Here is a 12855-nt window from a genome sequence, read left to right as displayed (position 1 = left end):
ATGATTCACCTTATCCTTCCATTAATAATAACTCAGGATCTGCTAACAGACGTTTTAATTCGTTCATTGCTTTTTGGCCTGTTGCGCCGTCAATGACACGATGATCGAATACTAACGACAACGCCAGCATTGGAGCAGCCACGACTTCTCCCTCGTCATTTACGATTGCTTTTTTAGCGATACGTCCCACACCTAAAATAGCGACTTCAGGGTGGTTGATGATTGGTGTAAACCAACCGCCTCCTACAGAACCAATGTTAGACACTGAAATCGATCCATCAGCCATATCACTAGATTTTAATTTACCTTCATGTGCTTTAGCACCTAACTCTGAAATTTCAGAAGCGATATCAAACATTGATTTTTTATCTGCATCTGCAATGACAGGAACATATAATCCTTGTTCTGTATCAGCAGCGATACCGATATTGAAGTAGTTTTTATAAACGACTTCATCAGTCGTGTCATCGATCGATGAGTTAAGAGCCGGGAATTTCTTCATAACAGCGATGATCGCTTTAACAATATACGGTAAGAAAGTTAACTTGACGTCTTGTTCAGCAGCAATCGTCTTGAATTTCGTACGGTGAGCCATTAATTTAGTGACATCTACTTCGTCAAACAAGGAAACAGACGGAATCGTCAGTGTGCTGTTGACCATTGCTTTTGAAATAGCTTTACGTGTCGTTGACATTTTTTCTCTGGTTTCTTCGTCTGGACGTCCTGACTTAAATGGTTTAGCTTCAGAAGAAACTCTTTGTACATGTTTGCTTGGCTCTGATGCAGTTGTTCCCTCAGCTTTTTCTTCTGTGGCAGTGGCTGCTTTTTCTCCGCCGCCTGCTAGGAAGTTGTCGATATCTTCACGGGTCGTACGTCCGCCTTTGCCTGATGCTTCTACCAGACTGATGTCAACGTCTTTTTCACGTGCGTATTGTCTGACAGACGGCATCGCAAGAACGCGTTTATTCGGGTCAGAAGTCTTGACGACATTGTCAGAGACCTTTTCTTCTGATTGAGCCGGGTCTGCTTTTTCTGCCCCAGCTTTTGCTTCTTCAGAAGATACTTCAGAGGCAGCAGCCGTTTCTTCTACTGCTTCTTCTGCTGAATCCTCACTGTCCCCTTCGTGTCCTTCAGCATCGATCTCAACGATAGGATCGCCAACAGAAGCTACGGTACCTGGTTCTACCAAGAATTTTTTGATCGTTCCATCTACTGGAGAAGCTAGTTCCTCAACTGACTTGTCGTTTTGGATTTCAGCAATCGAATCGCCTTCTTCAATGGTATCTCCTTCAGAAACTAACCAGCTGACGATTTCTCCTTCAGCCATGCCTTCCCCAACATCAGGGAGTTTAAATGTAAAAGCCATTGTAATTTTCTTCCCTTCTATAAGTGATTTCACTTTTGACGTGTTTAGTCATTATTTAATAATGAACAAACTCTAGTCGGTATAGACCAAATAGAGATTGTTCATTACTGTCTGTTCAATTAATTTAAATTAAAACTCTGCTGCTTCTTTAACAGCTGCGGTGATATCTTTAGCATTTGGTAACCAAGTGTTCTCGATCTGACCAAATGGATAGACAGTGTCCGGTGCTGCAACAAAGCCGATAGGTGCTTCTAACGATAGGATAGCACGCTGAGAGACTTCAGAAATAACTGTGTTACCAACGCCTGCTTGACGCTGAGCTTCCTGAACCATAACCATGCGGCCAGTCTTCTCAACAGATTTTACGATCGTTTCATAATCAACTGGTGACACTGTACGCAAGTCGATAACTTCAGCAGATACATTGTCTTTTTCCAGTTGTTCAGCAGCTTTAAGGGCTTCACGTACCATATAACCATAAGCTACGATAGTTACGTCAGAACCTTCTTTAGCAACAGCCGCTTTACCTAGTGGAACAGTATACTGTTCTTCAGGCACTTCATCACGGAATGAACGATATAATTTCATGTGCTCAAGGAAGACAACAGGATCTTCATCACGGATAGCTGATGTTAATAGTCCTTTAGCATCGTAAGGGTTTGAAGGAATAACAACTTTAAGTCCTGGTGACTGAGCCATCAATCCCTCTAAACTGTCTGCGTGCATTTCTGGTGTGTGTACGCCGCCGCCGAATGGTGAACGAACAACCGCCGGCAAGTTCAACTTTCCGCCTGTACGGTAACGTGTACGAGCCATTTGACCAACGATCGAGTCCATAACTTCGAAGACAAAGCCGAAGAACTGGATCTCCATTACTGGACGAAAACCTTGTACAGCTAAGCCAAATGCCATACCACCGATTCCAGATTCAGCAAGTGGAGTGTCATTGACACGGTCTTCACCGTATTTGTCAAAAAGACCTTGAGTCGCACGGAAAACACCGCCGTTTTTACCTACGTCTTCACCGAATACCAAGACTTTTTCATCACGAGCCATTTCTTGATCTAAGGCTTCTGTGATCGCTTGAATCATTGTAAGATTCGCCATGATTATTTACTCTCCTTTGCTTCATATTTCTCGATCTGCTCAAGGATGTTCTGACCAGGCTCGCCGTGCATGTTTTTCAGGAATTCTGAAACTTTCATTTTAGGAGCTTGATCTGCTTCTTTAGCAGCTTGTTTGATTTCTTCTTTAGTTTTTCCGATCAATTCTTCTTCTTTTTCGTCAGACCATAAACCTTTTTCTTTCAGGAAGTTACGGAAACGAATAAGCGGATCTCTTTGTTCCCAGTAATCGAATGATTCTTGTTCACGGTAACGTGTTGGATCATCACCAGATGTTGAGTGAGGTCCGAAACGTGATGTGATCGTTTCGATCAGTACAGGACCATTTCCTGATGCAGCCCATTCACGTGCTTGTTTAGTTACTGCATAGACTGCTAATGGATCCATACCGTCGACCTGAATTCCTGGGATACCAGCAGCGGCAGCTTTTTGAGCAAGCGTATTGGCAGCTGACTGTTTCTCACGAGGAGTGGAAATAGCATAGCCATTGTTTTGAATGAAGAAGACGATAGGTGCTTTGTAACGTCCGGCAAAGTTCATACCTTCATATACGTCACCCTGCGAAGATCCGCCGTCACCAGTGTAAGTGAAGGTTACTTCATCTTCTTTTCCAGCTAGTTTCTGTCCAACTGCATTACCCATGGCTTGGATATACTGTGCACCGATAATGATTTGAGGTGCCATAGCGTGCAGGTCTTCTGGATAGTTGTTACCTTCTACGTGTCCTCTAGACCATAGGAAAGCTTGTGATACTGATAGACCGTGCTGGATCAACTGCGGGATATCACGGTATCCCGGATATAACCAGTCTTGTTTTTTGAATGCGAAATGACTAGCTAACTGCGATGCTTCCTGTCCCATAGTAGGAGCGTAGAAACCTAATCTTCCTTGACGAGCTAACGCCATTGAGCGATCGTGAAGAACACGCGACCACACCATTCTTGTCATTAATTCTACTAATTCATCATCAGATAAATCCGGCATGATGTCGTTGTTAACAACGTTCCCATCTTTATCTAAAATTTGAACCATCGGAAACGAAGCTTCAAGTGAACTTAGTAATGCTTCGTAATCAACTGGTTGCTTTGCCATAGATTACCCATTCCTCTCTCTTTGTATAATTAAGTGTAACAGCAGTTTTTGACTGTTACATTTTTCTCTATTCCTTTTCCAATGTATCACTATTTTTTTAAAAATGCAAGCGATAGCGTCTTGAACAGGCGGGTTTAAGCGCCGGTATAAAAGGATTGGCAGCTTATTGTGATGCAAAACACAACTCAGCTGTTATACTCACTTCATGTGTATATTTTGAAAAATTTATTATATAAAGTAATACAGGCAAAAAAACTGTTATATAAAAGAGCTGACTTTTTTTTAGTGTACTAGTTAAATATCCCTGTACTGACAGCATGTGAAATGAATCACTCATAAAAATAAGAATTTTTTCATTTACACCTATCCTATTTTACTAATATTGATGCAGAAAGGAGGAAAAACTGTTAAAATACTAATGAGCTTGCACAAGGAGGAAATAAGATGTTAACTATGGAAGATGTTATCCGTGAAGGTCACCCTACATTACGTAAAGTAGCAGATGAAATGACTTTGCCTTTAACTAATGAAGAAAAAGAACTGGCGGACAAAATGCTTGAGTTTTTAATCAATAGTCAGGATCCTGAATTGGCAGAAAAATATGAATTAAGACCAGGTGTGGGGATCGCTGCGCCACAAGTGAATGTATCCAAGCGTATGATTGCTGTACATGTCCCCTCAGAGGACCCGGAAGAAACTGACCCGGAATTCAGCGGGATTCTGATCAATCCTAAAATCATCAGTCACTCAGTTCAGCAGACTTGCCTTTCAGAAGGCGAAGGTTGCCTGTCAGTGGACCGTGAAGTTCCAGGGTATGTCCCAAGACATAAACGCATTAGAATTAAGTATTTCGATATTGAAGGAAATGAACACAACAAACGCCTGAAAGATTTTCCCGCTATCGTTGTTCAGCACGAAATCGATCATCTTAACGGTGTGATGTTTTTCGATCGCATAGATCCAGAGAATCCTTTAGCTTTACCAGACGATGTAGATATACTTGGCAGCGATACGCAATAACAAAAAAATATCCGGTCCGTTCGATCAGTGAACGGTCCGGATATTTTTTTATATTTCCACTTCGATTTCTTCTTGTGGATCTACAGGTTCTCTCATTGCAAGCTTCTTGCCCTTCTGATATTCTACAGCTTCTAATAAAGGGATCATTATTGCCGCTACGAATCCGCCCGCAAATCCATTGTTGTAAAGGTTGATGCCGCCATGTAGATATCCGGTATTGCTGACTACACTCAGATGGAAGGCTCCAGCCAAGATGCCTATCAGTGTTCCGTATCTCCCGGCTATGGGAGCAATCGTGGTACCAAACAAGCCGGCGATAACTACGCCTGTGGCGCTCATGTCATAATCATTAAGATAGCCCATTAAAGATACACCGATCAGGATAGGCAGAACATTTCTTATATGCTTACCAAAAGCACCGAATCCAACGACGGTCAGAATTCCGCCTATTACAGGACCATTGATCTCTCCGCCGTGGAAAAGAGCATAGAAGACTGTTATGAAACCAAGCAGAGCCATATTGATCAATGTTACACTAAAACCGTTTGTTTCTAAATAATCTGTAGACAACTGTCCGGTATGTTTTAGCAAAGACGCATAACCATTCAATGTCCAGTCATTAAAATATAAACCCGCAATCAACATAAAAGCAAATAAAGTCAAAAAGATTATAGTAAAGGGCTGGTTGTTACCAGATGAAAGAACCGAAACGGGCTCGATCGATCTTCCGGTACTCCGAAGCAGCGAAGTGAAAATAGTACCGACCACCCCGCAGGTAAAGCCGATGTTATAGACACTGAAACCTTTGGTAAAGCCGACAAAATGTTTCGCCAGCGAGGGAATGACAAACCCGGCAATCAGTCCGGCGATATAACCGAAGAAAATCCCTTCTGGTAAGGAAAGACCAATGTTGAACGAAATTTCGCTTACCAAAGGTCCCAAGGCTGTTCCAAACAGTGCAGCAAGCAAAGAACGTTCTGTAGGTACCTCTGTAATTTTTGCATAGGCAAATGCCCCTACCACTATCGGTGTAGAATTATAAAGATTCTTACCAAAAAAAGAAAAAGCAGCAACTGTAAGCACAGCTGCAATAACAGGACCGTTCACTTTTGCCCGTGTCATTTTTATGAGCATGATCGCATGAGCAGTCATGATAGCTGAATTAAGTAACGTTGCTCCGACATTAGCTAAAGCAAAGTAGTCAGTTGTCAAGTTGGCTGGTGAAAACAAGATCTTGAGTTGTCCATCTATGATTTCAGCAGGACTATTGAACAGAAATGCCAAGAGTGCAAAGAAAATCGCGATGCTCCATAAAAATCTGTATTTCACCTTCTGTGATATCGTGGTGTAATCGGAGAAATATAATTTATTATCATTAACCATTGATTATCCTCTTTTCAAGTTTTAATGTTACGTACAATGTTTCGGTACAATATAAAAAAGTGGAGGTCGGCAAAGTCCTTGACACAGCCATTCCACTTTATCAGATCAAATTACACATGTGAATCGGTTTTGGGAAGGATTCGAAGCACTCCAAATGACATTCCGAATCTTTCCTTAAATAAATATTGTCAAAAAGCATATATATTTTACCACAGTCTGATAATTAAATAAACTCTTTGTTATAAACAAAATCAGCGATATACACTGAACTACATATTTTGGTCATGTTTAAAGCCTCTTCGTGGCACTAGCTTTATAAAAAAGCAGAATCCCTTAGGATAAATATCCGTTTCCAATCAGTCACAAAACTTTCTTATAAAGACCTTCACGTCTCTGTATATCCTTCCAAGTCTTCTTCATAACAGTTTCACTGATTTGTTCCGGTCACTTCATACAGCTTTGCTTTTCTTTTTTATCCGGATCAATCGGATAGATCAGATTAGTCACATCGGCGATTCGAAGCGACTGATCATTGTTTTTATGTTCATTCAGCAAGTGTTCAAGCTCCTTGATTTGATCTTCTGTCAACATCTTTCCGCCTCCATCCTTATAGGGTGATACTTTCAGAAATTGATTATACTACAAAAATGTAAGCGTTTCAATAGCGGTTCACGAAATTCAAAATCAGCTAAGGGGATTGCACTACCATTGCATCTGCTCATTTACATATGGGTGATTTAATACATGGAGGGAACCGCTGATCATCGTAGATCAGCAGATAATTATAATAAAAAACCTGCAAAACCTCTCACAAAAAGTGCGAAAGGTTTTGCAGGTTATAAAAAGTATGGAGATAAGCGGGCTCGAACCGCTGACCTCTTCGCTGCCAGCGAAGCGCTCTCCCAACTGAGCTATACCCCCAAAAAGAATGTCCTTTTATATTATTACTTATTTTAGACTATTTGTCCAGAGTAAATTTTATTTTGGACATCTTTTTTTGATTTTGCTGAAATTTTAAATATCAGTCATATGAATTATTTAATGTAATTCAGTTTGCGTAAAGCATTGGCGATGCCATTATTCTCGTTAGATTCTGTGACCCTGTCGGCAACATCTTTCACTTCTTTTTCTGCATTCCCCATTGCAATTCCTGTACCTGCATGTCTGATCATTTCAATGTCATTCATGCCATCACCGAAAGCTATGACGTCATTCAGATTTATCCCCATATGGTTAGCTAATATCTTGATAGTCAGATATTTCGATCCATCTGCAGGCAACACGTCTATCCCTTCTTTATACCAGCGTACAAATCTGAAATGCCTGAACTGATCAGCGTAGATAGCCATTTCTTCTTCAGCAATAAACAGCAGACACTGAACAAGCGGATTTTTTTTGTAGAATGTTCTGTCGTAAGCCGGGACATCAAAGCCTACAAATGTCATCCCGTTTTTCATGCGTTTACCGGGCACTTCATTCCTGCGTCTTAAATCATCTATCGTTTCATAGACCAGCTGGTGGTCGTGTTCATCGGCGATGTCAATCAATTTGTCCAAATCCTCTTCATTCAGGAAATTTGTGTAAATGGCTTCATCTTTATAGTATGCCGCCGCACCATTACATACGATATAACTGGAAATCCCCAGTTCCTCAATGACTTCTCTCGCCATCGTACGATTTCTTCCGGTCGCAATTGCCACTTCATGTGATTCACTCAACTCTTTGATCGCCTGCTTTGTTTCCAGCGGGATTGATTTGCTGTTGTCTAATACCGTTCCGTCGATATCAAATATAAAAAGTTTTTTATTTTCCACTTCCAGACACTCCTTCACTGTACATACACTTCTACTATATATAAAATACCATGAAACTACAATCCGGTTTTTCTGATTTGTTCTTCCTCAGACTGGTTTCCTTATTCTATACTTATTATTTTTAGTATGGTAGAATAATTATAACAGTGGTTTCTTACACCACGCACCGAGCGGAGATTATCAAAATAGATCAACCTTTTTAATTTTTATAAATATCACAGTTATGCAAAGTAAGATTTTAAATTGATCAATAATTATGACAAGGGAGTTATACAATGAAACCAAATATAAAAAACAACGAAACGGCCATATTTGCATTAGGCGGTTTAAATGAGATAGGTAAAAATACCTATGCTATACAATTTCAAGACGAAATCATCCTGATCGATGCCGGGATCAAGTTTCCGGAAGATGATTTACTGGGGATCGATTATGTGATACCCGATTACTCTTATCTTGTGGAAAATAAAGATAAAATCCAGGGGCTCTTCATAACCCATGGCCATGAAGACCATGTTGGCGGAACGCCTTATCTATTGAGAGAACTCAATATTCCTATCTATGCTGGAAAACTTGCGCTTGCTTTGATCAGAAATAAACTGAGCGAACATCATCTGCTGCGTTCAGCGACCTTGCATGAAATAAATGAAGACTCTGTCATCAAATTCAGAAAGACCCAGGTGTCTTTCTTCAGAACCACACATAGTGTGCCTGAAGCATACGGAATCGTCGTTAAAACACCAAACGGGAACATTGTGGAAACGGGAGATTTCAAATTTGATTTCACACCTGTAGGAGAACCTGCGAACCTGCATAAAATGGCTCGTATCGGTGAAGAAGGCGTACTCGCTTTACTTTCAGACAGTACAAATGCCGAGATCCCCAACTTTACACAATCTGAAAAGATGGTCGGTGACTCGATCAGAAGCTTGTTCAAAAAAATCAATGGCCGTATCATATTTGCTACTTTCGCCTCTAATATTTCCAGAGTCCAGCAAGCTATCGAAGCAGCGAACAGAACCGGTCGTAAAATCGCCGTGTTTGGACGCAGCATGGTCAACAATCTGGAAACAGGTAAAGAGTTAGGTTATATTCAGGCAGATGAAGGAACATTTATCCATCCGAATGAAATAAAAAATTACAAAGCAAATGAAGTCCTGATTTTATGTACTGGATCCCAGGGCGAACCAATGGCAGCCTTGAGCAGGATCGCCAATGGGACACACAGACAAATATCGATTCAGCCCGGAGACAATGTCATCTTTTCAAGTTCACCTATTCCAGGCAATACAATGAGTGTTAACCGTGTCATCAACCAGTTGCTTGAAGCTGGCGCAAACGTCATTCATGGAAAAATAAATAACATTCACACTTCCGGTCACGGTGGTCAGCAGGAACAGAAATTAATGCTGCAACTTATGAAACCTAAATACTTTGTACCTATCCACGGAGAACATCGTATGCAGCGCATCCATGCCCAGCTTGCTCAGCAAACTGGCGTGCCAAAAGACAACTGCTTCATATTGGATAATGGCGATATCCTTGCTTTTACCGAAGACACCGCGAGACGGGCGGGCGAAATCGAAGCAAGAGATATTTATGTAGACGGCAGCGGGATTGGAGATATCGGCAACGTTGTCCTCAGAGACCGTAAAATCCTATCTGATAACGGACTTGTCGTTGTTGTAGCTACGATCGACGCGAAGAAGAAACAGGTTCTTGCCGGTCCCGATATTATTTCCAGAGGATTCATATACATGAGGGAATCTGAAGAATTGATCCAGAAAGCACAAAAAGTTGCTTACGACAGTATCCAGCGTTCATTCAAGCACAAACAGCTGAATGAATATAAAATGAGGAATGAATTGATCGATGATATCAAAGCTTTCCTCTTTACGGAAACAGAACGTCGCCCCATTATTTTACCTGTCATTTTAACAAACTAATTTAAAGACAAAGGCCTCAGTCATATGACTGAGGCCTTTTGCTATTCATTTTCAACAAGATCATGTCTGAATGCATAAATCGCTACCTGCGTGCGATCCTCTACTTCCAGTTTTGATAATATGTTCGAGACATGTGTTTTCACAGTCTTCAAGGTAATAAACAGTTCGTCAGCAATATCCTGATTGGTGTATCCCTTGGATATAAGTTGAACGACTTCGTTTTCCCGGCTTGTAAGCCGATCATGCAAGTGGTCTTCATTCTCTTCAAATCTTTTCTCTTCCAGAATGCTCGTCACTTCATCTTCAATGTAATTATGTCCATTATACGTTTCTCTGATTGCCCGAGCTATCTCTGTTGCAGAAGATGTTTTCAGAATATAACCGCATGCCCCGGCTTCCATCGCCGGATATACCTTTTCATCATCTATGAAACTTGTCAGAATGATGATTTTGGCTTCAGGCCACCTTTTCATAATTTCAATAGTAGCTTCTGTTCCATCCATGTTCTCCATGACCAAGTCCATTAAAATGATATCCGGTTTTTCTTCTAAAGCCCGTTCTACACTTTCCTCTCCGTCTGACGCTTCTGCTACGATTTCAAAATCCTCCTGAATAGAGAAAAAAGAGGACAAGCCTAATCGGACCATTTCATGATCATCTACCAGCATTAATCGTATCACACTATCACTCTCCTAATACTAAAGGTACATTTATTTCAATACGTGTTCCAAAGTTTGGAAGAGAAACGATTTTAACGCTTCCTCCCATGCCCTCTATCCGTTCTTTAATGTTATGTAACCCATAACTGCCCGCCTTTTTATTATCGACATTAAAGCCCACACCGTCATCATTTACTTTTAGCTGGATTCCACTGCTGTTCTGAGTTAAATAGACCTCCAGCACCTTCGCCTTGGCATGTCTCAGTACATTAGACAAGAGTTCCTGCAGTATCCTGAAAAAATGATCTTCCATGACAGCAGGCATAGTGATTTTTTCTATCTGATAATGAATCTCTACTTCGATTTTGGATGAGAGTTCCTTCAACAGCTGCTCTATCCCCTGTTTTAAAGATTTTCCGTCTAACTGTACGGGTCTGAGATGTAACAGCAGTGCACGCATTTCTGTCTGGGAGGCATTGATCGTCTGTTCGACCATTTTCAACTGTCTGATCACAGGTTCCGGACAGTCACTGACCTGCTGATTGACGGCAGAAAGCATCATGGAAGCCGCAAATAACTGCTGGGATACAGAGTCATGCAGTTCTCTTGCTATACGTTTCCGTTCGTTCTCAAGGATATCATTTTTTGTTTCATTATCCAGTGTTTTAGATTCCTGAGCATTTTTGAGCGCTTCATCAGCCATGAACATCAACTTTTCATGCAATTTCAAAAATTGTCGGTCAATATCTTCATTTATCTGCAGCGGCGTATCCAAGGAATACATGTTGAGAAAAATAGAAGCCGAATAATGCCCCTGACTCATCATCCTCAAACCTTCTTCCACTTTTCTCAGTTTCTTTTTCTCAAATGCTCTCAAATAAGAAAGGGTTACACCTGCCAGGATAAATGAAAACAGGATCAGGTAGAAAATCAGAGAAACACCAACAATGTTTGCACGATATAGTGCAGTGACCCACTGGTATTCAGACAAGGACAAGAAAATGAATACAGTTATAAACAGCAGGATAAAAAAGAACAGCAGAAAATACTTGAATAAGTGAGAAAAGGTCTTTTTCATAAGTAAACGACCTCAACTTCACCTATAATGGTGCTGGATACCACTTTGATTTTTCGTAGAGCTGTTCCATAATTCTCTGACTGCCATTTTACTGTTTCGTTTTTCAAATCAAAGACGTCATCATCGACAATGAGCTTACCGAGAATTAGGCTGACATCCAAAGACACCGCAACATCCTTTGGTATGAATAGTTTTGTATCACCGAAGCCTTTTCTAAGCATCAGTACATTTTCTCTTATCGGTAAGACAGTATTGCCCAGATCAAAGAAGGTATCTCCCATGATTTTCTGATGATTATGGTCTTCCCATTCAAATATATCTTTTCCTACAAAGTCATCGCCGATCCACTTGTTTCGGTAAAGTTTCAGTTCATTAGACTCCAAGTCATTCCATTGAACTGAAATAAACTCTTTATCGCGCCAATACTGTTTCTTTCTAAAGAAAGGATCACGCATCGTATTGAGCAGTTTCTCATCCGAACTCAGTTGAAAAAGAAGGAATAGCACCAACAGTACCCAGAAGGCACTTGTGAATATGAACGAAGCCAAGAAAAAAGCAATACTTGTCCATAAAAAATTGGTATGCCGCTGTGTTTCTTTAGGAGAGGATTTATACAAAATAAGGAACCCTAATGCTAATACAAAAGATAAAAGAAACACAAAATTATGAACGATCTGATACAAAAGCCAGACGAATAAGACGACCAGCGTGGCTTTATAGGCATAGTTACTCATAGTCTCTCCCCCTTTACTTGATCTATAGCAAGTATAGCGAAAATATTCTTAAATAGCATTACTTTCTTTCAAAGATAGGTCTTAAGTCTGATAAAAAAAGCTAAAGGCTTATCCTTTTCAGATAAGTCTTTAGCTTATATTTTTAGTTAAACAACTTTTGTGATTTCCACTGACATTGTTCCGCCAGGTGTTTGGATCTCAACTTTATCTCCAACTTTTTTACCCAACAAGGCTTGTGCTATAGGCGATTCATTTGAAATCTTACCTGAGAAAGGATCGGCTTCAGCTTTACCGACAATGGTATATTCTTCTTCAATACCATCTGGCAGTTCTTTAAAGATAACGGAACGGCCTAATGTCACTTCGCCTTCTTTGGAATTTGAACTGTCGATGATTTCTGCATTTTGAAGCATATTTTCCAGCGTACTTATTCTGCCTTCGATAAATGCCTGTTCATCTTTTGCTGATTCGTACTCGGAGTTCTCGGATAAATCTCCGAAACCTCTTGCTATCTTGATACGTTCGACTACTTCTTTTCTCTTCACTGACTTTAGTTCATTTAATTCATTTTCCAGCTTTTCTTTTCCCTGAGCTGTCATTGGATATACTTTTTCTGTCATCATTATCATTCACCTCATA

The 12855-nt window shown here is 40.5% G+C and carries 12 protein-coding genes and 1 tRNA gene; 2 read left to right on the top strand and 11 right to left on the bottom strand.

Features of this window, described 5'->3' with window-relative positions; translation table 11 throughout:
* Nucleotides 1-10 precede the first annotated feature (10 nt).
* The 3 genes from BM049_RS00835 to pdhA all read right to left on the bottom strand — a co-directional run bounded on the left by BM049_RS00835 (nucleotide 11) and on the right by pdhA (nucleotide 3582).
* A complete protein-coding gene (locus tag BM049_RS00835) occupies nucleotides 11-1366 on the bottom strand; it encodes a dihydrolipoamide acetyltransferase family protein (RefSeq protein ID WP_091527887.1) in 1356 nt (451 codons plus the stop codon).
* A 129-nt stretch (nucleotides 1367-1495) separates the two neighbouring features.
* Nucleotides 1496-2473, bottom strand: coding sequence for an alpha-ketoacid dehydrogenase subunit beta (locus tag BM049_RS00830; protein ID WP_091527885.1), 978 nt, complete (start codon nucleotides 2471-2473; stop codon nucleotides 1496-1498).
* 2 nt (nucleotides 2474-2475) lie between these two features.
* On the bottom strand, nucleotides 2476-3582 hold the full coding sequence (gene pdhA, locus BM049_RS00825; protein ID WP_091527884.1) for a pyruvate dehydrogenase (acetyl-transferring) E1 component subunit alpha: 1107 nt from the start codon (nucleotides 3580-3582) through the stop codon (nucleotides 2476-2478).
* Nucleotides 3583-4026: 444 nt separating this feature from the next.
* Between pdhA and def the strand changes: the two genes are divergently transcribed.
* Nucleotides 4027-4602 carry a peptide deformylase gene (def, locus tag BM049_RS00820; RefSeq protein ID WP_091527882.1) on the top strand — a complete coding sequence of 192 codons (576 nt, stop codon included), beginning with the start codon at nucleotides 4027-4029 and terminating at the stop codon, nucleotides 4600-4602.
* A gap of 48 nt (nucleotides 4603-4650) precedes the next feature.
* Here the strand turns inward: def and BM049_RS00815 are convergent, their stop codons facing one another.
* The 4 genes from BM049_RS00815 to BM049_RS00805 form a co-directional block, all read right to left on the bottom strand.
* Nucleotides 4651-5985: a DUF1576 domain-containing protein gene (locus BM049_RS00815; RefSeq protein WP_091527881.1), complete on the bottom strand. Its 1335-nt coding sequence runs from the start codon at nucleotides 5983-5985 to the stop codon at nucleotides 4651-4653.
* Nucleotides 5986-6429: 444 nt separating this feature from the next.
* Entirely contained in the window at nucleotides 6430-6576 is a 147-nt protein-coding gene (locus tag BM049_RS11770; RefSeq protein WP_177188541.1) for a hypothetical protein, read from the bottom strand.
* Nucleotides 6577-6833: 257 nt separating this feature from the next.
* Nucleotides 6834-6906: transfer RNA gene (locus BM049_RS00810), tRNA-Ala, on the bottom strand.
* A 113-nt stretch (nucleotides 6907-7019) separates the two neighbouring features.
* The gene (locus BM049_RS00805; RefSeq protein WP_091527879.1) at nucleotides 7020-7799 is read right to left on the bottom strand and encodes a Cof-type HAD-IIB family hydrolase; all 780 of its coding nucleotides are present in this window, start codon (nucleotides 7797-7799) and stop codon (nucleotides 7020-7022) included.
* Between the two features lie 275 nt (nucleotides 7800-8074).
* Between BM049_RS00805 and rnjA the strand changes: the two genes are divergently transcribed.
* The gene (gene rnjA, locus BM049_RS00800) at nucleotides 8075-9745 is read left to right on the top strand and encodes a ribonuclease J1 (RefSeq protein ID WP_091527877.1); all 1671 of its coding nucleotides are present in this window, start codon (nucleotides 8075-8077) and stop codon (nucleotides 9743-9745) included.
* 41 nt (nucleotides 9746-9786) lie between these two features.
* Here the strand turns inward: rnjA and BM049_RS00795 are convergent, their stop codons facing one another.
* The 4 genes from BM049_RS00795 to greA all read right to left on the bottom strand — a co-directional run bounded on the left by BM049_RS00795 (nucleotide 9787) and on the right by greA (nucleotide 12836).
* Entirely contained in the window at nucleotides 9787-10425 is a 639-nt protein-coding gene (locus BM049_RS00795; RefSeq protein ID WP_091527875.1) for a response regulator transcription factor, read from the bottom strand.
* 4 nt (nucleotides 10426-10429) lie between these two features.
* Entirely contained in the window at nucleotides 10430-11482 is a 1053-nt protein-coding gene (locus BM049_RS00790; RefSeq protein WP_091527874.1) for a sensor histidine kinase, read from the bottom strand.
* The gene (gene liaF, locus BM049_RS00785; protein ID WP_091527872.1) at nucleotides 11479-12216 is read right to left on the bottom strand and encodes a cell wall-active antibiotics response protein LiaF; all 738 of its coding nucleotides are present in this window, start codon (nucleotides 12214-12216) and stop codon (nucleotides 11479-11481) included. The genes BM049_RS00790 and liaF overlap by 4 nt, the downstream gene beginning before the upstream one ends.
* 146 nt (nucleotides 12217-12362) lie before the next feature.
* On the bottom strand, nucleotides 12363-12836 hold the full coding sequence (greA, locus tag BM049_RS00780) for a transcription elongation factor GreA (RefSeq protein WP_091528230.1): 474 nt from the start codon (nucleotides 12834-12836) through the stop codon (nucleotides 12363-12365).
* Between the last annotated feature and the right edge of the window lie 19 nt (nucleotides 12837-12855).

This window comes from Alkalibacterium subtropicum, from assembly GCF_900112455.1.
GTDB lineage: Bacteria > Bacillota > Bacilli > Lactobacillales > Carnobacteriaceae_A > Alkalibacterium > Alkalibacterium subtropicum.
The sequence above is the reverse complement of the archived record's forward strand: the minus strand, read 5'-3'. Positions and strand labels throughout refer to the sequence as shown.

What these genes read in the sequence shown, in the direction of transcription:
- BM049_RS00835 (WP_091527887.1), bottom strand. Translation starts at nt 1,366, where the DNA reads ATGGCTTTTACATTTAAACTCCCTGATGTTGGGGAAGGCATGGCTGAA.
- BM049_RS00830 (WP_091527885.1), bottom strand. Translation starts at nt 2,473, where the DNA reads ATGGCGAATCTTACAATGATTCAAGCGATCACAGAAGCCTTAGATCAA.
- pdhA (WP_091527884.1), bottom strand. Translation starts at nt 3,582, where the DNA reads ATGGCAAAGCAACCAGTTGATTACGAAGCATTACTAAGTTCACTTGAA.
- def (WP_091527882.1), top strand. Translation starts at nt 4,027, where the DNA reads ATGTTAACTATGGAAGATGTTATCCGTGAAGGTCACCCTACATTACGT.
- BM049_RS00815 (WP_091527881.1), bottom strand. Translation starts at nt 5,985, where the DNA reads ATGGTTAATGATAATAAATTATATTTCTCCGATTACACCACGATATCA.
- BM049_RS11770 (WP_177188541.1), bottom strand. Translation starts at nt 6,576, where the DNA reads ATGTTGACAGAAGATCAAATCAAGGAGCTTGAACACTTGCTGAATGAA.
- rnjA (WP_091527877.1), top strand. Translation starts at nt 8,075, where the DNA reads ATGAAACCAAATATAAAAAACAACGAAACGGCCATATTTGCATTAGGC.
- BM049_RS00790 (WP_091527874.1), bottom strand. Translation starts at nt 11,482, where the DNA reads ATGAAAAAGACCTTTTCTCACTTATTCAAGTATTTTCTGCTGTTCTTT.
- liaF (WP_091527872.1), bottom strand. Translation starts at nt 12,216, where the DNA reads ATGAGTAACTATGCCTATAAAGCCACGCTGGTCGTCTTATTCGTCTGG.
- greA (WP_091528230.1), bottom strand. Translation starts at nt 12,836, where the DNA reads ATGACAGAAAAAGTATATCCAATGACAGCTCAGGGAAAAGAAAAGCTG.